Origin of the sequence: Actinomyces sp. HMSC065F12, from assembly GCF_001814535.1 — a bacterium.
Classification (GTDB): domain Bacteria; phylum Actinomycetota; class Actinomycetes; order Actinomycetales; family Actinomycetaceae; genus Pauljensenia; species Pauljensenia radingae_A.
In genome coordinates this window covers 1-22,260 of the sequence record NZ_KV816967.1, presented here as the reverse complement: position 1 = coordinate 22,260, position 22,260 = coordinate 1, and the positions used below count along the sequence as shown (strand labels likewise).

Genomic DNA, 22,260 nt, shown 5'->3' with positions numbered 1-22,260 from the left:
ACTATCCAGCCAGGAAGTTTTCGCCCAGGCGAATCTTCTGAGGCAGCAGTCCCGCATTTTCGTGAACGTCCTTTGTCGAGATACGACGACGGAACGTGTAGTAGCTCCATGCCGTGTAGGCCAGGACAACGGGAACCAGGCAAACCGCGACGATTGTCATCACCGTCAGTGTGCCGGTCGTCGATGATGCCTGCTCGATTGTCAGGGAGTATTCCGGTGCAATCGAGGACTTCATGACGTTCGGAGCCATGATCGTGAAGATCCACGCCACAGCGGCGGCAATGGCGACGGTGGAGCAAATGAATGCCCAGCCTTCGCGACGCAGTTGCTTTTGTGAGAAGGCTGCGGCCGCTATCAACGCCAGGGCGGCGATGACCAGCGGAATCCACGCGAACACGGATGTTGCCGATGTTGCGTAGGCGAACTGACCCCACAGGACCCACACAGCTGCCAGAGCCGTCGCGGCAATGGAGGCGGGTCCTGAGATTGCGTTGGCACGCTCACGCAGGATGCCGTCTGTCTTGAGGGACAGGAACTGTGCTGCGTGCGAGAAGCAGATTGCTGCCACTGCGATGCCGCCCAGTAGGTTGAACGGCATGAGCAGTGAGAAGAAGCCGCCGGTCAGCTGGTGCGATGCGTTCGCCAGAACTTCAGGCGTGACCTGCTCGGGGGGCACAACTTCGCCGGCGCGGGTGACGACCTCGATCTTCATGCCGTGCACCAGGTTGGCGAATGCGCAGCCCATGAGGATCGGAACACCGTAGCCGGCGACAACGTGGAAGCGATCCCACATTGCACGCCACTTTTCGGTTGCGATCTTCGAGCGCCACTCAAGAGCGGCGATACGCAGGATCAGCAGGACGAGCACAACGAACAGTGCGAGGTACATGCCGGAGAACATTGTGGCGTACCACTCGGGGAATGCGGCGAACATGGCGCCACCAGCGGTGAGCAGCCACACTTCGTTGCCATCCCAGTGGGGTCCGATGGTCTTCAGTGCTGTGGTGCGTTCCTTGTCGTTCTTGGAGACGAACGGAAGGAGCATTGCAACACCGAGGTCGAATCCCTCGAGAACCAAGTAGCCGATCCATAGAACGGCGATGAGGATGAACCAGAGAATACTTAGCATCAGTGTCTACCTCCTCAGTATCCGAACGACAGTGCGCCGACTGCTTCGTTGTCAGCATCGTCATCGTGAGCTGTCTTTTCAGAAGCCGATGAGATGCCTTCAAGTGCGTAGCGCTTGAGCAGAAGGAACCACACCACGCCGAGAACCCCGTACAGCAGCGTGAAGATCACCATGGTGAGGAACACCTGGATCGGGGGGATCGTTGTGGAAACGGCAACTGATGTCATTTGCATGACGTTGCCGACCGGATCGGCGTTGGCCAGGCCTGGTAGGTTCGGATGCACGATCCACGGTTGGCGGCCCATTTCAGTGAAGATCCAGCCCAGGGACGCCGCAATGAACGGCGTCGGGATGGTCCACAAGGCGAACTTGCCCAGCGCGGCGCTGGTGGAGATTTGATCCTTGCGCGTTGCCCACAGGCCCCATACGGCCATGATTGCGGCGAAGATACCGAAGCCAATCATCAGCCTGAAGGTCCAGAAGGTCACCATCTGAGGCGGACGGAAATCGTACTGTGAGGCGTCACCGTACTGTGCAACGAAGTGCTCGTTGGCATTGAGGGTTTCCACCAGGCGAGCCTGGATGTCGGCCACACCTTCAACCTCAGCGCTGAAGGAGTTGTGCGACATGAAGGATGTGACACCGGGGACCTGGATAAATTTGGTGGGCTGTGATTCGCCGTTGAGAGGGCAGGAACCGAACTGCGCCACGGTGAAAGCGGCAGATTCTGTGTCAACACAGACGCCTTCGGCAACTGCCATCTTCATGGGCTGCAGCTTGACCATTTCCTGGCCCTGGAAGTGACCGGTCACGACGGTGCCCAGACCGCCGACGATGACGACGACCAGACCAAAGCGTGCAATCGGACGCCAGATATCGCGAGCCTGCTTTTCGCCTTCAGCACCGCCTTCGCGGGCTGCGCGTGTCATCCACCATAGGCCAAGTCCTGCAACGAGGGTGCCGGCAATCAGCCAGGAGGAGGTGAGGACGTGGGTGAATTCCCACAGGAGGACCGGGTTGGTCACAACCTTGAGGAAGCCGCCTGCACCATCGAGTTCAGCGCGGCCCACTTCAGGGTTGAACACTGCGCCGGTGGGGTGCTGCATCCACGAGTTCGCACCCAGAATCCACAGTGCTGAAATCGTGGTGCCTGCTGCGACGAGCCAGATGCTGGCCAGGTGCATGCCCTTGGACAGTCGACCCCAACCGAAGATCCATAGGCCCAGGAAGGTGGACTCCATGAAGAATGCGAGAAGTGCTTCAACTGCCAGAGGTGCACCGAAGATGTCGCCCACGTAGCGGGAATATTCTGACCAGTTCATTCCGAATTGGAATTCCTGGACGATACCTGTCGCGACACCGAGCGCGAAGTTGATTAGGAAGAGTTTGCCAAAGAAACGTGTGGCTTTGAGCCATGTTTCGTTTCCGGACCTGTGCCACTTCGTCTGCATGATTGCGACGAGGAGCGACAGCCCGATTGTGAGAGGGACCTGAAGGAAGTGGTACACCGTGGTGATACCGAACTGCCATCGTCCCAGCGTCAGCGTGTCAAACGCTGCCGGAAGCAGGGTCATGATGCTCGCCTTTCCGGTGACGGAATCGTTGTTGTCGATAGAAATACGGATATACGGCGCCACGCGATTGACATGACGCCATGTCAAGAAGATAACTCATTGACCAGGTGGTTAATGGCAGAATCGCCGAAATTGCGCTGATTCGCTGTTTCATCTTCACTTTCAAGGTGTGGTGAAACTTCCAGGTGGCAACGGAATAGGAAACAAGAGTGTTGCCTATTTCGTGTGACGTGGAGTCGGCACTCACATGTGCCGCGTCGCTCAGGCATTGAACCGGTAGATGTGCCACCCGCCTCAGCGCTTCTTATTCCGTTGGCACTTCGCCTGTGTCACAATAGGGGTAACCAAGGCCGTTGCGAGAGCACCCTCGTAACGGGCGTACTGCGTCGACCGCGACTGCTTAAGTCGGTTGCTCCGCTGTGTACGCTATCGTGCTTTGCGCGAGCCTGAACGCTTCCGCCCACGTGGGCGACGACGGGTGGATCCATGGTGCGTGTGGATCCCCTCCAAAATTGGAGAAAAGTGACAACGACCGAACACGAGGGATCGGCAGCACACGTGCCTGCCGCCTCCCTGCTATTTCAAGCGCCGACTTTTACCGAGCCGGCTCCCGCACCATCCCGCTCGGACGATTCGACATCATCGCAGGACTCGTCCGAGGAATCACCCCGACGCTCACGCTCGCGTCAAAAGAATAAGGGCAAGGACAAGGACTCCTCGCAGTCCCAGGACGACGGCAAAGGTAAGAACAGAAAAGGCAAGTCCTCCTCTTCCAAGTCATCGTCTGGAAAGTCTGGCACGCAGGGCAGCTCCGACGACAATGCCGACAATTCGGGTGAGAGCAACTCCGGTAAGAAGGACCGCAAGCAGGACTCCGGGAAATCACAGCGCTCAAGGAAGTCTTCCCGCAAGTCGGCAGAGCCAGATTTGACGTCAGATTCCGCAGATTCTCAGGATTCGTCCGCGCAGGACGGTGATTCTGCTCCCTCCGAGTCAGAATCGTCCGAGGGATCTTCACGCCGTCGTCGCCGCCGGCGTTCACGCTCGCAGTCCGGTGATTCCTCTGACAGCAACGATCAGGTCACCGCGCTGAAGGGATCAACTCGCCTGGAGGCGAAGAAACAGCGTCGCCGTGAGGGTCGCCGCGATGGCCGCCGACGTCACACGATCACCGAATCGGAGTTCCTGGCGCGGCGCGAGTCAGTCACCCGCAAGATGATCATTCGCCAGCATAACGGCCTTGATCAGATCGCAGTGATCGAAGATGACCTGCTGGTCGAGCATTACGTGGCTCGACGCACCCACCAGACAATGGTCGGCAACATCTACCTGGGTCGCGTCCAGAACGTCTTGCCGTCGATGGAAGCTGCGTTCATTGATATTGGCCGAGGCCGAAATGCCGTACTGTATGCCGGTGAGGTCAACTGGGATGCCGTGGGCCTGGAAGGTCGCCCTCGTCGAATTGAATCGGCACTCAAGTCCGGTGACGCGGTGCTGGTGCAGGTCACCAAAGACCCGATCGGCCACAAGGGTGCCCGCCTGACCAGCCAGATCACGCTGGCCGGACGCTACCTCGTCTTCATTCCGCACGGCTCCATGATGGGTATTTCCCGCAAGCTGCCAGAATCTGAACGAGGACGCCTGAAGAGAGTCCTCAAGAAGGTCATGCCGGCCGGAGCCGGTGTTATTGTTCGCACCGCGGCCGAAGGTGCGTCCGAAGAACAGCTCGTTGCCGATGTTGAGCGCCTGTCGAAGCAGTGGGACGACATCACCAAGCGTGAGAAGAACACGAAGTCGGCCCCGACGCTGGTGCGCGGCGAGCCCGAACTGGCTGTCCGCGTCGTGCGTGACATCTTCAACGAAGATTTCGCTCAGCTGATTATTCAGGGCAAGGACACGTATCACACAGTCAGCACATACGTCGAAGAGCTGTCGCCTGAACTGTCTGACCGCGTCGAACAGTGGGTCGGCACGAATGACGTCTTCGCTGAGTTCCGCGTCGATGAACAGCTGGCCAAGGGCATGGACCGCAAGGTGTGGCTGCCCAGCGGCGGCACGCTGATTATTGACCGCACCGAAGCGATGACGGTGATCGACGTCAACACCGGCAAGTACATTGGTGCCGGCGGCACGCTGGAAGAAACCGTCACGCGCAACAACCTGGAGGCCGCTGAAGAGATCGTGCGTCAGCTGCGTCTGCGTGACATCGGCGGCATCATCATCATCGACTTTGTCGATATGGTGCTTGAATCCAACCGTGACCTCGTCCTGCGCCGCCTAGTTGAGTGCCTGGGACGTGACCGCACTCGCCACCAGGTCACTGAGATCACCTCGCTGGGTCTGGTGCAGATGACGCGAAAGCGCGTGGGGGAGGGCCTTGTTGAAGCATTCTCCACACCGTGTGAGGCCTGCGAAGGCAAGGGCTTCATCGTGCACACTCACCCCGTGGAAACGCCTGGCGCGGATCCTGCCTCGCACAGCAACAACAAGCAGAAGGGCCGCTCCAGGCGAGAGACGAAGAATAACGAGGATGGCCCCGGCTCCAAGCGTGCGCGTGAAGCGCTGAATGCCATCGCGGCGGCAGCGAGCCACGCACACGAAAAAGATCAGGAAGATAGCCAGGACAGCCAGGACAGCCAGGGCAGTCAGGGCGGTCAGGGCGGTCAGGATGGTCAGGGCGGTCCAAACGATCAGCCTGCGGCGTCCGCCGAAACCGAACAGACCAAGGCTGCCAGTGAACAGGACAAGCCCGCTCAGCCGAGGAGACGTCGGCGTGTGTCGACCGGAAAGACGGTCGAGCCGGAACCGGTGACTCCCACCCCGGAGCCGACACCGGAGCCTATTTTGGAGCCCGAACCGGCCGATGAGCAGCCCGAACGTCATCACGCGGTGACTTCGCTGGATGATATTCAGTTGCCAGATGCCGCGAAACGCTCCACACCTACACGACGTCGCCGCCGGGTGGCATCGCGTGGCGTCATTGAGCCTTCAGCGTCCTAACCGTGTGGAATTGCACAGCCGTGAGAGCTGGATTTCGGCTCTGACGGCTTGCCCACGGGTCCTGTTTTCGGGTAAATTTGATCCTCGGCGCACCAAGGCGCCAGCGAGTGATTGCCAGACGATACGCCTCAGTATCACAGGCAATTGATTCGTTCCGTACGAGTAAAGAGATGAGCTCCAACGTGGTCTACGCGATCGTCAAGGCCGGCGGCCGACAAGAAAAGGTGTCCGTCGGAGACGTCGTAGTCGTCGATAAGCTGGCCGATGAAATCGGATCCAGCATTGAACTCCAGCCACTGATGCTGGTCGACGGCGACGCCGTCACCACTGATAAAGATGGACTATCAAAGGTCTCCGTTAAGGCTGAGGTCATCGACGCGACCAAAGGTCCGAAGATCTCCATCGTCAAATTCAAGAACAAGACTGGCTACCGTAAGCGTCAAGGTCACCGGCAGAAGCAGTCGGTCATCAAGATCACCGAGATCGCCTGAACGATCCCACTGATCGATTGAGTTTCTAGTCGTTCGAAGAGAGAAAGCACCACTAACATGGCACATAAAAAGGGCCTCGGTTCTTCCCGCAACGGTCGCGATTCGAACGCTCAGCGCCTGGGCGTGAAGCGTTTCGGTGGCGAATTCGTCAATGCTGGCGAGATCATTGTCCGTCAGCGCGGCACACACTTCCATCCCGGACGTAACACCGGCATTGGCAAAGATGACACCATCTTCGCCCTCAAGCCCGGTTCGGTTTCCTTCGGAAAGCGTCGCGACCGCCGCGTCGTCGACGTCGTGGAGTCCGTGTCTGCCTGATTCATTCAGCGTCAAGGGCGTTCGGCCGTGAGCCGGACGCCCTTTTCCTGTTGCGTATCATTGTTTGTGTCAGTCAGTTACACCTAAAGGACCACCATGGCGGATTTTGTTGACCACGTTCTGATTCATTGTGCCGGAGGCAACGGAGGCAACGGCGTCGCGTCAGTCAAACGCGAAAAATTCAAGCCGCTGGGAGGTCCCGACGGGGGAGACGGAGGCAACGGCGGCTCGGTGATTCTGCAGGTCGACCCGCAAACCACCACGCTGCTGGCCTACCACCGCAGCCCACACCAGTGCGCCGAAAACGGCACACCCGGCATGGGAGACTTCCGGCAGGGGAAAAACGGAGCCGACATCATCCTGCCTGTCCCAGACGGCACGACCGTTAAGAGCGCGGACGGCGAACTGCTGGCTGACCTGACAGGCGAAGGCTCTCAGTTCATCGCTGCCGAGGGAGGCCGCGGCGGCCTGGGCAATGCCGCACTGGCATCGAAAGCCCGTAAAGCGCCCGGATTCGCCTTACTGGGGGAGCCCGGCGAGACGCGCGACATCATCCTTGAACTCAAATCCGTTGCCGATGTCGCCCTGGTGGGCTACCCGTCGGCCGGTAAATCCTCGATCATTGCCGCCATGTCGGCGGCACGTCCGAAGATCGCTGACTACCCGTTCACCACGCTGATCCCGAATCTGGGAGTGGTCGAAGCCGGCGGTATGCGTTTCACAATGGCGGACGTTCCAGGCCTGATCCCCGGCGCTTCGCAGGGCAAGGGCCTGGGCCTGGAGTTCTTGCGCCACATTGAGCGCTGTGCAGTGATTGTCCACGTCCTCGACACAGCCGCAGTCGAATACGACCGCGACCCTGTCAGCGACCTCAAGACGATCGAAAATGAACTGGCGCAATACCAGAGCGACCTGGGGACGCCTCACGGGTACGTGCCGCTGATGGAACGCCCGCGCGTCATCGTGCTCAACAAGGTTGACATTCCCGATGGGCAGGACCTGGCCGAATTTGCCCGCCCTGACCTTGATGAGTTTGGCTGGCCGGTGCTGGAAGTGTCTGCCGTGACCCACCGCGGTCTGCGCGAACTTGCTTTCGCACTGGCACCCCTGGTTGAAGAACAGCGCCGGGCAGCTCGGGACGCAGCCGACGAGGCACCCCGACCGGTCATTCGTCCACGCCCTGTGGGTGAGGTAAACCAGGTGAGTGTTGAGCCGTGTCAGTTTGAAGGACGCACCGTTTACCAGGTGCGCGGCGACAAGCCAGAACGCTGGGTCAAGCAAACCGACTTCACCAACGATGAAGCGATCGGCTACCTGGCCGACCGCCTTGCCACCATCGGTGTGGAAGATCAGCTCGCACAGGCCGGTGCCAACGCCGGTGACACGGTTGTGATCGGCCCGCTCGAAGGTGGTGTGATCTTCGACTGGGAGCCCTCCTTGACGACTGGGCCAGAACTGCTTGGATCGCGCGGCACGGACAACCGTGTCGATGCGTTGAAGCGGCGCACGAACCGGGAACGCCGTGAGGAGTATCGCGCCGCGATGGACGCGAAAGCTGCGGCCCGTGACGAGCTGTGGACCGAACGCGAATCGGGTGTGTGGACGGATCCGAGCACCGAGGACGATCGGGCGTGAACGGAGTTACGCGTGCGCGACGCATCGTCGTGAAGATCGGTTCCTCATCGTTGACGCGCCCCGATGGGGGGCTTGACCTGAACCGGATTGACCAGGTTGCGGGTATGGCCGCGCAGTGGTGCCGGGACAACCATGAAATCCTCATCGTTTCCTCCGGTGCCGTGGCCGCAGGGCGCACGCCGCTGGGGATTACCGGGCGTCTCCATGACTTAGCCACTGTCCAGGCGTGCGCGGCAATGGGGCAGGGTCTCCTGGTTGCACAGTGGTCGGCCGCTTTTCAGTCCCACCATCGTCACGTCGCACAGATCCTGCTCACGACCGACGATGTCATGCACCGTGAGCACTACACGAATGCGCGCGATGCGATGGAGCGCCTCCTGTCCCTGGGAGTTGTCCCGATCATCAACGAGAATGACACCGTCGCCACACGCGAGGTGCGTTTCGGTGACAATGACCGGCTGGCCTCCTACGTGGCCCAGATCGTGGCCGCTGATGCGCTGGTCCTCCTGACGGATGTGGATGGCCTGTACACAGCGCCGCCCTCGGACCCTGCTGCCGAACTGGTAGAGACCGTGACGCGCACGGATGATTTGCGGGCGGTGCTGGTGGGCGGTTCGGGATCGTCGGTGGGCACGGGCGGCATGGTCACCAAAGTGCAGGCCGCAACGATGGCTGCTGCATCCGGTATCGGTGTGTTGCTGACAAACGCGGATAAGCTCGATCAGGTGTTCGCCGGGCGTAAGGTCGGCACATGGTTCGAGCCGACGACGTCACGCCCCGCCTCGAGGCGCCTGTGGATTGCGCACGCCGCCCCCTCGTGTGGAGAACTCGTCATTGACGAGGGTGCCGTCCGCGCACTGACTGACCGCAAGAAGTCGCTGCTGGCTGCAGGTATCACAGCGGTGATGGGCAATTTCCGCAGCGGCGACGTTGTCGATGTGGCGGGACCGACCGGGCTGATTGCGCGCGGCATCGCAGCCTACGATGCTGACACAATTGCGCAGATGAGTGGCGAGAATGCGGATGACCTGCGTCGTCAGGGGTGGGATAACCCTCGCCCAGTGATTCACCGCGACGATTTGGCGATCCTGTCGCTTGCATCAGCGGCAAGTATGTCACGATAAGAGTATGACTGAACGTTTAGCTGACATTTCGCAGGTACTGGAAGCAGCCAGGAGCGCCTCGCGCATCTTGTCCACCGTGACGACGCAGCAGAAGAATCGCGCCCTGGGAGCGGTGGCTGCAGCAATCGAGGATCGCAGTGATGAGATCCTCCAGGCTAACGCTGAGGACGTCGCCAGAGCTCAGGCCGAAGGCATGGATGAGGGGTTGGTCGACCGTCTTGCATTGAATGCGCAGCGTCTGGCCGGCATTGCGGACGCGGTGCGCGAGGTGGCATCACTGGCTGACCCGGTGGGAACGATTGTGCGCGGCGCAATGACGGAGACAGGGTTGCGGATCCGCCAGGTACGAGTCCCGATGGGCGTAATCGGCATGATCTATGAAGCTCGCCCAAATGTCACGATCGACGCCGCCAGCCTGGCGCTCAAATCAGGCAACGCGATTGTGCTGCGCGGTGGCAGCGCGGCTGAGGCGTCGAACAAGGTCATTATCGAGGTCATGCGTGATGCGTTGACGTCGGTGGATCTGCCGCCAGATACGGTCCAGAGCGTTGACCAGTGGGGCAGAGCCGGTGCACGCGCCTTGATGCATGCGCGCGGAGGAATTGATGTACTGATCCCGCGTGGTGGTGCCGGACTGATTCGCACCGTGGTGGAAGAGGCACGCGTCCCCGTCATTGAGACGGGCACGGGCAATTGCCATGTCTACGTCCATGAAGATGCCGATCTGGCTCAGGCGGAGAAAATCATCCTCAACTCGAAGGCTCAGCGCGTGGGTGTGTGCAATGCGGCCGAAACATTGCTGGTGCACCGCGCGGTCGCTGAAAAGTTCCTGGCCAGTGCCTTGTTGCGCCTGACGACTGCGGGCGTGCGCATCCACGGCGATGCACAGACGCTGCAGTACGCATCCGACCCATCGATTGACTCGGCGATGCTGGAGGAAGCAACAGAGGAGGACTGGGCGCGCGAGTACTTGTCGATGGATCTGGCCGTGCGCGTGGTGGATGATCTGGATCAGGCGATCGAGCACATCAGAACGTATTCGACCGGACATACTGAGGCCATCTGCACGCGTTCGCTGGCTGCGGCGAACCGTTTTAGCCGCGAGGTGGATGCTGCGGCGATCGCCGTGAACGCGTCGACTCGTTTCACTGATGGCGGCCAGCTGGGACTGGGCGCTGAGATCGGGATCTCCACGCAGAAACTTCACGCCCGCGGCCCGATGGGCCTGGAGGAGCTGACCAGCACGATGTGGATTATCGAGGGTGATGGGCATATCCGTTCATGACATGTGACCGGAATGCGTCTGCGCAGCCGAGGCTTGGGCTAGTGTGAACTCACCGGTCTGGGATTTACTTAAAGGGGATCTTTGTGACACAGCGACGACGCGTAGGTATCATGGGCGGAACATTCGACCCAATTCACCACGGCCACCTCGTGGCAGCTTCTGAAGTGATGAGCGAATTCGACCTCGATGAGGTGATCTTCGTGCCGACCGCCGTTCAGCCCTTCAAGAAGGGGCGGCGCGTCACTCCGGCTGAGCATCGCTATCTGATGACGGTGATCGCTACAGCTTCGAACCCGCGTTTCGGAGTGTCCCGCGTGGACATTGATCGTGGAAAGATCACGTACACAATCGATACCCTCACTGATCTGAAGAACCAGGATCCGGATGCGGATTATTACTTCATCACCGGTGCGGACGCCCTCGAACGTATTGCTGAGTGGCGGGATTCCGACAAGCTCTTTGAGATGGCTCAGTTCGTCGGCGTGACGCGACCTGGACATGAGCTGAAGAAGCCGTTGACGCCGCATTCGAATATTCGCCTGCTTGAGGTGCCCGCTATGGCGATCTCGTCGACTGACTGCCGTAATCGCGTGAACCAGGGCAAGCCTGTGTGGTATCTGGTGCCTGACGGCGTGGTGCAGTACATCGCGAAGTATGGGCTGTATCGGGATACATCTGCGCCACAAACTGGGATTGATGACCCATACGAGCAGTAGTCGTGGCACACTGGAGGTGTCAGGGGAGTTCACCAACAGTAGGGAGTGTTTGTGACAGTCAGCAGTCACACAAGCCAACTTATCGCCGTTGCGGCTCAGGCCGCGTCTGACAAACTTGCCTCCGACATGAAAATGATTGACGTGCGCGCACGTATGCCGCTGTCCGAAGCCTTTATGATCTGTTCGGCTTCATCTGCACGCCAGGTCAGTGCCATTGCAGAGAACATCATGGATGAGCTGACAGCTCGGCTGGGTCTTCACCCCGAGCGCATTGAGGGACGCACCGAGGGGCACTGGGTTCTGATTGACTACGCGGATGTTGTGATCCACGTCCTGACCGATGAGGATCGCGAGTATTACGCGCTGGAATCCCTGTGGGCTGACCAGCCGATTACTGAGCTTGACGCGGACCGGGACCTGGAAGCGCTCGGCGCGTAAGGGCGTCGGATTCAAGGAACTGTGCCATGTCACCTGCCCGTATCGTGTGTATGCGTCACGGACAGACCGACCACAATGTGGCTCGGCGTTTCCAGGGCATGTCCGATGTGCCGTTGAATGAGTATGGTCGCGAGCAGGCCAGGCGTGCAGCCGGTGTGCTTGCTCAGCGCGTGACCAGTGCGCCTGCCAGTGTCGGTATTTCAGCGTCCGCTGCTGGGGCGGCTGTGCGCGTGCGTGTGGCGAGCTCACCGTTGAAGCGAGCGGCTGAAACTGCCCAGATCGTCGCGGCGGCGCTGCGTCAGCGTGGGACGACGGTTGACGGTGTCCACGTTGATAAGCGCTTCATCGAGCGTTCGTATGGACGTTTTGAGGGTGCGACGATTGAGCAGATCCGTTCTTTAATGCCGGTGTTTTTCGACCAGTGGTCCGCTACCGGTGAGTCTGCGGGTGCGGGTATCGAGCCGTCCGGCGAGGTGGGGGAGCGTTTTGCTGCAGGCGTTGCCGACGTGTCGCAGGGCATGGACGAGGGGGACGTGCTGATTGTCGTGGCGCACGGGTCGGCGATCTCCCGCGGGGTGACAACACTGCTCGGTCTGGATGCGGGTTCTTTCCGCGGTTTGCGGGGCTTGGATAATTGCCACTGGTCGGAGGTTGTTCCCGATCGCAAGCACGGTGGCTGGCAGCTGGCTGCGCACAATGTGGGGTGGAGCGAGCAGGCAATCGGGGCGTGATCACCTGCACATCGTGTGAATTGTGCGATGGCGTCCTGATTCGCTATAGTGAACAGGTCGCCTTTGGTGACACCCATTTGGGGCTATGGCGCAGTTGGTAGCGCGCTTCCATGGCATGGAAGAGGTCAGGGGTTCGAATCCCCTTAGCTCCACCACGAGCACACTGAATTGATACAATTGCGCAAAACTAGAGTTTTGCGCAAAGGTGCGCGCAAAATCTAAAAGTCCTGCTCGCAGGCATAAAAATAGGGCTGACTACCTGAGTGGTGGTCAGCCCTTTTGTTTTGCGTGGCTCTAATAGCTGTCTGCTGGGATTTTTATTTTGGTGCCGTCAGCAAAGATTACGCTCGCCTTGCCCGATGGTGTGATCTGGATGTGCTGGCAAAGAGCACGCAGGGTTGCTCGATCAAAGTCTTGGCTGAGGGTGGCGTTTTGGATGGTTTTCTTAAACCTGGTGAGTTTGGCTTTGATACCGTGGCGGCGCTCAATTTCTACCTGAGTTGTTTCGTAGGCGGTAATGGCTTCACGTTGGCGGGCTTTGAGCTGGGTGAAGCGCTCTTGGTAGTCGTCTTGATTTTGGGAGTGATGAGCGTTGCGGGTGATGGCTTGGTTGATGAGCCTGGTAGTTACCTCGATTTCAGTTGCTTGCTGTAAGGCTTGTTCTTCTAAATCGGTGGTGTCTGATGTGGTGGTAATCAGGTAGTCCCAGTCGATGAGTTGCTGGCTTTTGATGAGCTTGGCGAGTGTTGTTTGGAAGATTGTCTGCAACTGACTATCGCGTAGTACGGGCATTTTCTTTGGGTGAGGAACTGCGAATTTCTGGTTGCATTGCCAGACGATAGTCCGATATTTATCAGTGGAATGCCAGGTCTTACTGCCGTAGGCTGCGCCGCAGTGAGCGCAGTAGACCATACCGGTGAAGGCACGCTCGCGCCGGCCTTGGTTCGTGTTTTTTGCTAGCTCGTAGCGCACGAGTTCCCAGGTTTCAGGATCGATGATGGCTGGGCGAGATCCGGTCACGTAATATTGTGGGACTTCACCTTCGTTGGTTTTGCGCTGCTTGGTGAGGAAATCTACGGTGAAACGCTTTTGCAAGAGTGCATCGCCTTTGTATTTCTCGTTGGTGAGGATGGAGTGGATGGTGGTGTGGCTCCATTTTGCCCGCCGCATCGGTGTGGGAATCCCATCCGCTTCCAATGATGTCGCTATTTGGGGGATGCTCATGCCTTCGAGGTATTGGCGGTAGATGCGGCGCACGATTTGGGCTTGCTCAGGGTTGATTACGGGCTTGCCGTCTGGGCCGCGATTGTATCCGAGGAAGTTACCGTAGGGCATATAAACTTTACCGTCTTGGAAACGCTTCCTGTGACCCCACGTGACGTTCTCGGAGATAGATCTGGATTCTTCTTGAGCAAGGCTCGACATGATGGTGATGAGTAGTTCGCCTTTGGAGTCGAGTGTCCAGATGTTTTCTTTCTCGAAAAACACCTCCACACCCTTATCCTTCAATTTCCTCACGGTTGTCAAAGAATCGACGGTATTACGGGCGAAACGGCTCACGGACTTGGTGACGATCATGTCGATGCGACCAGCTAAGGCGTCGGCGATCATGCGGTTGAATCCCTCGCGGTGTTTCGTGGAAGTGCCAGAGATTCCTTCATCGGTGTAGATGTCGACGTATTGCCAGCCGTCGTGATTTTTGATGTAGTGCTCGTAAAAATCCACCTGCGCGCTAAAAGGTAGGGGGATTTTCGACACTTACCACATTTACTACGACATGACCGAGCCTGGGGGGATGCTCGAGCTGGACTATGCGCGTTTCGTAGCAAATCCAGCCGAATGGCGGATAGGTGTATATAACGCGCAGCGCGGAGAAGAAATATATTTTTCACAGATTCAGGTGGATTCGGAGCAAAAACTAACCCACGTATGCAAGGCTTCGGGATCCATGCCTATAGCTACACCAGTCACTTATATTGCAGGTGAGGCGTGCATGGACGGAGCAATAGGACGCTCTGGCGGAATTCCTTTGGACGTGGCGCAGGCAGATGGTTACGAAAAGTTCTTGGTTCTATTGACCCGACCGCGGGAATACGTGAAAGAAAATCGCCTACCTGATTTGGCGTACCGCTGCTTGCTAGCGCGGTACCCGCAGGCAGCTCAGAGTCTTATTGAACGCCCTATAAATTACAACCGAACCCGAGCCGAACTAGACCGTTTGGAGTCCGAGGGAAAGGCTTATGTGTTTTATCCGCAGCATATGGGGGTGGCGAATTTTGAAGATAATCCCGAGAAACTGGAAGAAAGCTTCGCCGCCGGATACGAACAGATGCGAGGGGAACTCCCAAAGGTCAAAGAGTTCTTAGGGATGTAATTAGAGCGGGTCTGCCTGACCTAAATCCCGCGATGAACGCGTAAAACTTTCGCAAACTAGGATTCCTCCGCGTGGGATTTTGAATGGGATATAGAGCGAAATTGCAGAATCTGAACACAAGGTTATTATGGCAGGGTGAAAGATAGCTGCCGGGTGTTTGCTCGTGACGTAAAGCGGATTTTTGCGGTTCCGCGATCCCTGATTATGGTCATCGGTATCTTGGTCACCCCAGCCCTGTACACTTGGCTGAATATTTTGGCCTTTTGGAACCCCTACAACGCGACGGAAAACCTACCCATAGCGGTAGTGAACAACGATGTGGGAACGGAATCCGCACTAACTGGTCAGCTAAATGTTGGCAACCTGGTAGTCGACAAATTGTCAGAGAATAAGCAGCTGGGCTGGCAGTTTACTGATCAAGCCACAGCCAATCACAAAATCAGAACCGGGGAAGTTTATGCGACTTTTGTCATCCCTAAGACCTTTAGTAAAGATTTAGTTGATATTTTCAGCGGCCAGCTCCATCAGCCGACCATCGAATACAACGTGAATGAAAAGAAAGGCGCCATTGCCCCCAAAATTACCGGTGCGGGAGCAAATGAACTCGATATTCAAATCACCTCAACTTTCCGGGGCAAGGTAGGCGAGGCCATTGCGCAAGCTTTGCGCGACGGTGCCCTAGAGATCGACGCAAATATTGCTGGTGCTGAGGGCAGTGCTTTAGATGCCTTGAGCGGTATTAACCGGGATCTGGTCGATGCGCAAGGCACCTTGGATTCCGCCAGTGCGTCTGTGACGGGTTCCTTACAGACTATGAAAAAAGTCCGGGCTACGCTGGCTGCAGCTGACCCGGCATTGGCTGATGTTTCCGCGGCTTTAAGTGATGCGCAAGGAATTTTAGGGACGGTCGTCTCTGATGCTTCCGAGTTTGCTGCTCAGGCGGGACAAGCCAGTATTAACGCCCAAAAAGCACTCAATGAATCCTCGGCGGCGGCGGATTCGGCGGTCTCCAATGCGACAAATAAACTTACCGAAATAGACTCGCAGCTGCAATCCGGAATTAAAAGAGCGAATACCTCGATAGAGAAAATGCGTGAGCAGATTGCGATTTTAGAAAGATTCCCGCAGACACAAGAGCTCGCTGCAGAGTTGAAATCTCAGCTGAACGAGATGCAGGATTTGCTCGACAAGGTCGGGAAAACCGGGGCGGATGCCACCAAGGCTAGCAAGGATTTGCAGGCACTGATGAAATCCTTTAATCAGGCTCTGACGGACGCGCAACACGGCGCCACTGGTCTGCGGGAAGAGTCCACTCGAACCGCATCTCAGTTAAACTCCCAGGTAACGCAGCTGTCGGCGCAGCTGGGAGCCATCAACTCCGCGGTGAGTACCGCGCGGATTTCCCTTAAAGAAATTTCTACGCTTACCCGCGGAATCGATGACCAGATTGGGGACACCCAAAAGGTGCTTGATCAGGTGCAGGACGACCTGAACCTGCTGTCCAATACGGCTAGCGGGGCGCAAAACGATGTGGCGACTCTGGCTACCGCGCTTCGGACGGGAACTTTGAAAACAGTCATTGGGCTCGATCCGACCAATATCGGACGCTACTTAACCTCACCAGTAAAATTCGACCAGAAGCCCCTCTTTCCCATCAACTCATATGGTTCGGGAATGGCGGCTATGTTCCTCAATCTGTCCCTGTGGATTGGTGCGCTCATCCTGGTCATAATTTTCCGGGTAGAAGTCGATAAAGAAGGCTTTGACTGGTTGAGTTTGCGCTCGGCTTATCTGGGGCGCTTCATGCTCTCCGGGGTGCTGTCCATAGGGCAGGGGTTAATTGTCAGCGTAGGCAGTTTGCTGCTGGGAGTGAAAGCCGCCAACGCTCCCGCTTTCATTGCTACCTCTATGCTGATCGGCCCGTGTTATTTGGCAATTATCTATGCTTTAGCAGCCGCGTTCAGTCACGTGGGACGAGCCCTGGCAATCTTGCTGGTGGTGTTGCAGATTCCCGGTGCCTCGGGCATTTATCCGATCGAGCTCATGCCCAGATTCTTCCGCCAGCTTTCCCCGATGCTCCCGTTTTCTTACGGCATCAACGCGATCCGAGAGACTATCGGCGGGTTCTATCACGGGCGATTCTGGCATGTTATGGCGGTTCTATTGCTCATGAGCGTCACCATGTTCCTTCTAGGGTTTGTGGGGAGGCGTCGTTTCGGTTACTTCACCCAGCTGTTCTACGATGATTTGGCTCGCACTGAACTGGTCGTGAATGAAGACGTTCAGCTACAAAGTCGGGGTTACCGCTTGAGTAACATCATTGCGCTGCTGGCGAACCGAAAAGAATTTTCCACCCGTATCCGGCGACGTCAAGAAGAGTTCAATGCCCGCTATCCCGCTTTGATTAAGGGACTGAGTAGCGTGGGGATTTTGGTACTGGTTGTGCTCGGGATGACTTCCTGGCTCACCTCCGCCAGTAAACCCGTGCTCCTGGGATTAGTAGCGGTTTGGGGAGTGGCCATCATGGGGACTCTGGTTGGCGTAGTTGTACTAAAGAGCTCAATCGAACGAGCCGAGGGACTGTCGCATCTGACGGAAGATGAACTTTTCGAGAGTCTAGCCCGCCAGCGAGACGCGAATGCTATCAAAACCGCAAATCGGTCGGAGAACCTGAGCAGCGAACATTACCGCAGTCGCAGTAAACGTCGCCTCATTAGCGCGTCTGTGCGGGTAGACGCTGCGGATGATAGTTCTGAGCAGTCGGCTGGCGAATCCGATGCCTCCGCAACCAGCGAGGAGACGCGATGAACGAAGTACTTTTCATCATCCGAGACGATTTCCGTCAGATTCGCAGCAGCATTATGGTTCGGATTTCCCTGGTCCTGTTGATTGTCGTGCCCATGTTCTTCACCTGGTTCAACGTGTTGGCTACTTGGGATCCCTTCTCAAATTCGGGACAGCTGAAGATTGCTGTGGCTAACACCGACGACGGTTACACCAGCAAAATACTGAACGTCAAAGTAAATGTGGGAAACACGGTACTTAAGGAACTGGCAGTAAACGACCAGTTTGATTGGGTAATAACCAGTAAAGATCAGGCTTTGGAGGGTGCGCGCTCGGGGGAATATTACGCGACAATTGTGTTACCGGCGGATTTTTCAAAGTCCATGTTTACCTTCTATGCCGGCGGAGCAGCCCCGGCAAATATCACGCTGTACACCAATGAAAAGAAGAACCCGCTCTCAGCCAATCTCACCACGCAAGGCGCCCAGGGAGTCACCGCGCAGATCAACACGGTATTTTCGCAAACCTTGGCAGAAGCCACCGTGGCTATCGCTGAGGACGTGTCCTCTTATTTAGAGCATGCTGATACTCAGGCAGCTCTGGATCGGCTGAGCAACCACCTCCAAACCCTCTCTGCAGAACTGAATTCCGGGGCGAACACCGTTAGTTCTCTGTCTACCTTGATAGGTTCGGCGGTGCCACTCGCCACCGGAGCAAAACAGCTGGCTGCAGGGGTGCAGGATTCCTTTGAGGAGGCTGTTGACTCCACATTTGATTCCGGGAAAAAAGGTGCCGGCGGAACAACCAATCCCCTCGCATCCGTATCCTCTAGGCTCGACGATGCTGTGAGACTGGCAGAAGGCAATATCTCCGATCTGCAAAAGCAGTTAGACGAGTTGCTGAATTCGGCCAATAGCACCAGCCAGAGCAGTGCGGACACAGTCGAACAGCTGAAAACTTTGTTGGATAAACAAATCGCTGGCTTCCAACAAACACGGGACGCACTCGAGCAGGCACTGGGACCGGACGGGGCGGATTTAGAAGGGAAGGATCCAGCCGTTGACCGATTGCTGTCCGAGCTGGACGCGGCGATAGCTCGCCAACAAACCTTGTCCGAGCGACTGGGCAGTATTGCATCTGACCTACGCAGGGGAGTAACCCTCGATTCTGACCTGAGAGAGAAAGCCCGCCAAGCCATAGCAGACGCGCAACAGGCTATTGCCACCGCTCGATCCAATTTTGAGAAAAACTTACAGCCAAGAATTGAGAGCCTGCGTAAGAACCTGGATTCTGCCGGGAAAAATGTGAAGATTTTCCGCTCCTATCTGCAGGCGGTGCAAACCGATCTGTCGGAAAGTGCGGGCGGGATGATAGCGAGTATGCGTCGGGCTCAAAATAGCCTGGACAATACCGCGACAAAGATGCGTGAGGGAGCCCGCCGCTTGGATCAGGCTCGGGAACAGATTTCGTCTGCCCAGTCGCAAGGGGACTTGAAAAAAATCGTCACCACGTTAGGAGCTGACCCCAAAGATTTTGCCCGACTAATTTCGTCCCCGATAGCGGTAAAACGCAATGCGGTGTTCCCAGTCGCCACCTTTGGGGTGGGGATGACTCCGCTTTTCACCGTTATCGCTCTATGGGTGGGGGCGCTCCTGGCGGGGGTTTTCCTGCGCACTGATGTTTCTGAGAATGTGGCTAAACGCTATCTGGCCAGCAGGGGAGTCCGGAAAGATCCTGATGCAGTCGCCGGTGCGGATGCGAATGCAGAGGAATTGTCCCGGTCGGAAGGGGCGGAAACGAAGGCAAGTGAAACCGCACCTACTCCCGATGCGAAAACAGCCGCGAAAGCCGCGGAAAAAAAGTCTATATTTACCGGGGCGCAAGAATATCTGGGGCGTTACTTTATGTTCTGGGTAATTGGGATGGCACAATCCACATTGCTGATGGTCGGGCTGATTGTGTTTGTGGAGATTGAACCAGCCCATCCCTTCCTGCTGATTTTGGCAGGCTGGGTTATTTCCACCGTCTTTACCGTTATCGTTTATACGCTGGTGATGGCACTGGCTAATGCGGGTAAAGCCTTAGCAGTGTTGTTACTGGTGCTACAGATTTCTGCCGCTGGTGGAGCTTATCCGTTGGAACTATTGCCGCAATGGTTCCAAAACATCAGTCCCTGGCTGCCCGCCACCTATGCGATTAATTTGATGCGTTCAGCTATCGCCGGGATTTATGCAGGGGATTTTGCCTATAACCTGGAGATGATCCTGGTGTTTGTGATTCCGAACTTAGTGCTCGGTCTGGTATTACGGCATACGATTGCCGGGCGGATCCACGATATTGCCAAAGAGGTCGAAAAAACGAAAGTCATGTAGCCAGGCGCACACCGGGCACCTCCCACTCCGTCCAGCACGGGAATAAGTTTTTCCTCCTGCCCAAAATCCGAAAAAGACAGCGTCTTTTTCGGATTTAACGCCCGCCTAGCCGACTCGGATAAAACTTATTCCCGTGCATAATGGTGGGGTGGGCAAGTTTTACAGGAACCGATCTTTTGTCCCGCTTAATACCTACGCTCCCCGGCACAATCAGCTAGGCAGGTTTTCTTTGGCTTGGCGGGTGCTTTGGTCAAAGTCCTCAACGTTATTGGCAGAGTTTGCCCCCAAGGGCGAAGACACCGAAGGAACCTTCTTAAAAGTCAGTGCCGGATCATAGGGCATGGGGCGCTGACCTTTGCGGCGTGCCGCTGAAATAAGAGTTGCCACCCAGGACAGTAGCGTCCAGATTGCCAATACCACTAGCGCCTTACCTAAGTGCAGTTCTCCGCCCGCAATCGCCGCGCGAATAGTGCGCGCCACATGGGTCATGGGGAGCAGCGGGCTGAGGAACTGGAAGAACCTAGGGGCGGTTTCTACCGGGAAGGTAGCTCCGGTAGAGGTGATTTGCAGGCAGAGCAGGATTACCGAAAGGGCGCGTCCTCGATATCCGAGGGCGGCTACGCAAGCCTGGTTCACTGCCACGTATCCGATAGAAGCCAGTACCGCTATCAAGACTAAGGCCCCGAAGTTTTGGGCATCTAGCTTTAGGAACAGTTGCAGCCCAGTTACTACAGTAACTGCTTGCAGAGCGCCAAAGAGCGCCCCGATAGCCATAGACCGGAAACCACATCTCCAGAAGCTCTCTTCGGGGTGACGCCGCAAAGCCAGGGCGGGGAAAATCAAGAAGATAGCAATCCCGCCGATCCACAAACATAGCGCCATGAAGAAGGGGGCGAATCCGGCACCGTTATCGTGAACCGGATTTTGGCGTACCGATTTCACGTCCGCGACCCCACTAGCGGCCTTCGAAACTTTTTTCGCCTGTCCCTTATCTACAGTGGGAACCTGCTCAGCGCCATCACGTAGTCCATCTTCTAGGCTGGAAGCACCGGTGGTTAACTTGTCGATTCCTCCCGCTAACTGTTTTCCACCCTCGGAGGCTTTGCCCGCACCCTGGGAAAGCGAATCAAGGCCGCCGCTGAGAGCATTAGCCCCCGTGCGTAACTGTCCGGAATTTTTATCTAGGGTAGAGGCTCCGGCAGAAAGTTTCTGAACCCCCCGTTGCGCCTGGTCTAATCCGTTCGCCAAGGCATAAGTGCCATCTCTTAGAGTCGGTTTTTGCTTTCCGGTCGAGCCTGTGGGGTAAGGGCGGTTTGCCGGCTAAGTTCCTTAACTCCTTGATCTGCTGCGTTCAGCTTCGCCTTCATTTCTTGTGGATCAGCCTGGGAAAGTTTGTCCGCGATCGTCAGCAGGCCTTGACCCTTGGTGATATTTTCGGACAGCTGCTGCAGGGTGATGCCCTGTTTGTTCGCTAGTTCAGTAAGCAACTGGCACTGGGGGAATGACGGAAGTGCCGCCGGGGGCACCTGGGCGCATTTGTCCGCTGCTTGTTTAAGTTCGTTCAACAATTGGTTGATTTTGGCGGTATCGATGTCGGCTTGCGAAAGTGGGGCTAAAAGATCCACCAAGTCATTTCCGGGTTAATACCTGAATTGTGTGTATAAATTCGTTATTTTTTTGGGGTTTGATCAAGGGTTATGATGGTTTGAATATGCTTTGAGAGCATATTGTGTGAAGAGTGCTTGTAATCGACCGGTTTGTGGTGTATGCGGACAAAGGCTTGTAAAGAACGGTAAGACTAGCTCTAGGCGAACTAGGTGGCGTTGCCTGGCCTGCGGGTCCTCGGCAGTTAAATCACGTCCTGATATGAGCGCTAGAGCCCAAGCAGACCTGTTTATAAAATGGCTGCTAGAAGGCTATTCGGTTAGCCAACTCGGGGTAGCTAAAACCTCTTTTGCCACTAAATGCGCCTGGTGTTGGCAAGTCGAGGTGCCCAAGCCATCGGTCACTGGCGAGGTCTACGATCAGGTGCTACTTGATGGAATCTATCTTGCCTACGGCTGGTGTCTAATCACCGCTACCAACGGGGAAAAGATTATCGCTTGGCAGTGGTGCCAACGGGAAAACTCTGCCGCCTACCAAGCATTAATGAACCGGCTACCAGCCCCGACGGTAGTGGTAACCGATGGCGGGGCAGGCATCATCAAAGCACTACGTTTGACCTGGCCTGAAAGTCACATCCAACGCTGTCTTTTGGGTCTGCTGAGGGTTTGGTTGACAGTTTTCCTT

At 56.8% G+C, this 22,260-nt stretch carries 18 protein-coding genes and 1 tRNA gene; 14 read left to right on the top strand and 5 right to left on the bottom strand.

Features of this window, described 5'->3' with window-relative positions:
• Position 1 precedes the first annotated feature (1 nt).
• Positions 2-1,132, bottom strand: a complete 1,131-nt coding sequence (cydB, locus tag HMPREF2975_RS03720) for a cytochrome d ubiquinol oxidase subunit II (protein ID WP_058236501.1) — start codon at positions 1,130-1,132, stop codon at positions 2-4.
• A gap of 11 nt (positions 1,133-1,143) precedes the next feature.
• Complete coding sequence (locus HMPREF2975_RS03715; protein WP_058236872.1) at positions 1,144-2,703, bottom strand: cytochrome ubiquinol oxidase subunit I; 1,560 nt, start codon at positions 2,701-2,703, stop codon at positions 1,144-1,146.
• Positions 2,704-3,189: 486 nt separating this feature from the next.
• Between HMPREF2975_RS03715 and HMPREF2975_RS03710 the strand changes: the two genes are divergently transcribed.
• From HMPREF2975_RS03710 to HMPREF2975_RS03665, 10 genes are all read left to right on the top strand, one after another.
• On the top strand, positions 3,190-5,703 hold the full coding sequence (locus HMPREF2975_RS03710) for an Rne/Rng family ribonuclease (protein WP_083314381.1): 2,514 nt from the start codon (positions 3,190-3,192) through the stop codon (positions 5,701-5,703).
• A gap of 170 nt (positions 5,704-5,873) precedes the next feature.
• Positions 5,874-6,194: a 50S ribosomal protein L21 gene (gene rplU / locus HMPREF2975_RS03705; RefSeq protein WP_058236873.1), complete on the top strand. Its 321-nt coding sequence runs from the start codon at positions 5,874-5,876 to the stop codon at positions 6,192-6,194.
• A gap of 57 nt (positions 6,195-6,251) precedes the next feature.
• Positions 6,252-6,512, top strand: coding sequence for a 50S ribosomal protein L27 (rpmA, locus tag HMPREF2975_RS03700; protein WP_058236503.1), 261 nt, complete (start codon positions 6,252-6,254; stop codon positions 6,510-6,512).
• 96 nt (positions 6,513-6,608) lie between these two features.
• On the top strand, positions 6,609-8,147 hold the full coding sequence (obgE, locus tag HMPREF2975_RS03695; protein WP_058236504.1) for a GTPase ObgE: 1,539 nt from the start codon (positions 6,609-6,611) through the stop codon (positions 8,145-8,147).
• Positions 8,144-9,271, top strand: coding sequence for a glutamate 5-kinase (gene proB / locus HMPREF2975_RS03690; protein WP_058236505.1), 1,128 nt, complete (start codon positions 8,144-8,146; stop codon positions 9,269-9,271). Before obgE ends, proB begins: the two co-directional genes overlap by 4 nt.
• Positions 9,272-9,275: 4 nt before the next feature.
• On the top strand, positions 9,276-10,556 hold the full coding sequence (locus HMPREF2975_RS03685) for a glutamate-5-semialdehyde dehydrogenase (RefSeq protein ID WP_070725855.1): 1,281 nt from the start codon (positions 9,276-9,278) through the stop codon (positions 10,554-10,556).
• An 83-nt stretch (positions 10,557-10,639) separates the two neighbouring features.
• On the top strand, positions 10,640-11,272 hold the full coding sequence (gene nadD, locus HMPREF2975_RS03680) for a nicotinate-nucleotide adenylyltransferase (protein ID WP_227469192.1): 633 nt from the start codon (positions 10,640-10,642) through the stop codon (positions 11,270-11,272).
• A gap of 51 nt (positions 11,273-11,323) precedes the next feature.
• Positions 11,324-11,710: a ribosome silencing factor gene (gene rsfS / locus HMPREF2975_RS03675; RefSeq protein WP_070725962.1), complete on the top strand. Its 387-nt coding sequence runs from the start codon at positions 11,324-11,326 to the stop codon at positions 11,708-11,710.
• Between the two features lie 26 nt (positions 11,711-11,736).
• Positions 11,737-12,441, top strand: a complete 705-nt coding sequence (locus HMPREF2975_RS03670; RefSeq protein ID WP_070725853.1) for a histidine phosphatase family protein — start codon at positions 11,737-11,739, stop codon at positions 12,439-12,441.
• 79 nt (positions 12,442-12,520) lie between these two features.
• Positions 12,521-12,596: transfer RNA gene (locus HMPREF2975_RS03665), tRNA-Ala, on the top strand.
• A 139-nt stretch (positions 12,597-12,735) separates the two neighbouring features.
• Here the strand turns inward: HMPREF2975_RS03665 and HMPREF2975_RS03660 are convergent.
• Positions 12,736-14,199, bottom strand: coding sequence for a recombinase family protein (locus tag HMPREF2975_RS03660; RefSeq protein ID WP_227469190.1), 1,464 nt, complete (start codon positions 14,197-14,199; stop codon positions 12,736-12,738).
• 19 nt (positions 14,200-14,218) lie between these two features.
• Between HMPREF2975_RS03660 and HMPREF2975_RS03655 the strand changes: the two genes are divergently transcribed.
• The 3 genes from HMPREF2975_RS03655 to HMPREF2975_RS03645 all read left to right on the top strand — a co-directional run bounded on the left by HMPREF2975_RS03655 (position 14,219) and on the right by HMPREF2975_RS03645 (position 19,971).
• Positions 14,219-14,815, top strand: coding sequence for a DUF6363 domain-containing protein (locus HMPREF2975_RS03655; protein ID WP_227469188.1), 597 nt, complete (start codon positions 14,219-14,221; stop codon positions 14,813-14,815).
• Positions 14,816-14,950: 135 nt separating this feature from the next.
• A complete protein-coding gene (locus tag HMPREF2975_RS03650; protein ID WP_070725851.1) occupies positions 14,951-17,623 on the top strand; it encodes a YhgE/Pip domain-containing protein in 2,673 nt (890 codons plus the stop codon).
• Complete coding sequence (locus HMPREF2975_RS03645) at positions 17,620-19,971, top strand: YhgE/Pip domain-containing protein (protein ID WP_058236510.1); 2,352 nt, start codon at positions 17,620-17,622, stop codon at positions 19,969-19,971. Before HMPREF2975_RS03650 ends, HMPREF2975_RS03645 begins: the two co-directional genes overlap by 4 nt.
• Positions 19,972-20,181: 210 nt before the next feature.
• Here HMPREF2975_RS03645 and HMPREF2975_RS03640 read toward each other — a convergent pair whose 3' ends face one another.
• On the bottom strand, positions 20,182-21,219 hold the full coding sequence (locus HMPREF2975_RS03640; RefSeq protein ID WP_070725850.1) for a YhgE/Pip family protein: 1,038 nt from the start codon (positions 21,217-21,219) through the stop codon (positions 20,182-20,184).
• A 17-nt stretch (positions 21,220-21,236) separates the two neighbouring features.
• Positions 21,237-21,599: a hypothetical protein gene (locus HMPREF2975_RS03635; RefSeq protein ID WP_141757283.1), complete on the bottom strand. Its 363-nt coding sequence runs from the start codon at positions 21,597-21,599 to the stop codon at positions 21,237-21,239.
• A 238-nt stretch (positions 21,600-21,837) separates the two neighbouring features.
• On the opposite strand from HMPREF2975_RS03635, the gene HMPREF2975_RS12750 reads away from it, so the two are divergent.
• Positions 21,838-22,260, top strand: a 423-nt coding sequence (locus tag HMPREF2975_RS12750; protein ID WP_227469185.1) for a transposase, incomplete at its 3' end; no start/stop codon positions are given.